General features: G+C 41.2%; 1 pseudogene. It reads left to right on the top strand.

Annotated features, from left to right (window positions below):
- Positions 1-1,071, top strand: a pseudogene (locus CD155_RS13205) (hypothetical protein); the annotation flags it as partial.

The following is a 1,071-nucleotide window of genomic DNA, read 5'->3' as shown; positions in this document are numbered from 1 at the left end:
CGCTCACACTTTGCGATCTACTTTGTGACGAGCTTGCACTAATTGAATCACTTTCACTCGTTGATTCTGATGTGCTTGCCGATGTCGATGTACTGACTGAGTCCGACTCGCTCGTACTTTGGAATTCAGAATTACTTACACTTGTGCTATTTGACTCTTCCTCGCTTGTGGCCTCTGATATACTATCGGATGTCGATGTGCTTACACTATTTGATTCACTCTCACTTGTTGACGTAGACGCTCTATCGGATGTTGATGCGCTTTCTGAGTCTGAAATACTTACGCTTTGTGAATCACTTAGTGATGCGCTTGCACTGCTTGACTCACTCTCGCTTATTGAAGTAGATACTCTATCGGACGTTGACGTACTTAATGAATCTGAAAGACTAGATGACTCTGAACTACTCGTACTTGTTGAATTACTTAGGGATGTGCTTGTACTTGTTGAGTCATTATCGCTTGTTGAAGTAGATACACTTTCTGAGCCTGAAATGCTCGTACTTTGCGAATTACTTAGTGATGTACTTGCACTGCTTGAGTCACTCTCGCTTATTGAAGTAGATACTCTATCTGAATACGATTCGCTCATACTTTGCGATTCACTTAGGAACATGCTTTCACTGCTTGAATCGCTCTCACTCGCTGATGCTGATGTACTTGTACTACTTGACTCACTTTCACTCATAGAATCTGATTTACTTACTGAAGTTGATGCACTAATAACTGAATCCGATTCGCTCGTGCTTTGTGAATTACTTAGTGATTCGCTTGCACTGCTTGAATCGCTCTCACTCGCTGATGCTGATGTACTTGATGATGTTGATTCACTTTCTCTTATTGAAGTAGATACTCTATCGGACGTTGACGTACTTAATGAATCTGAACTACTCGTACTTTGTGAATTACTTAGCGATGTGCTTGCACTAGTTGATTCGCTTTTACTCAATGATGTGGACTCACTTGTTGATGTTGAAGCACTTTCACTTGCTTTTATTGAGTCGCTTAACGATGTGGAACTACTTGCTGATATTGACGTGCTTTCACTTGCCTTTATTGAGTCGCTCAACGATG

The organism is Staphylococcus caprae (assembly GCF_002902725.1).
Taxonomy (GTDB): domain Bacteria; phylum Bacillota; class Bacilli; order Staphylococcales; family Staphylococcaceae; genus Staphylococcus; species Staphylococcus caprae.
This window is presented reverse-complemented; position numbering and strand designations above follow the sequence as displayed.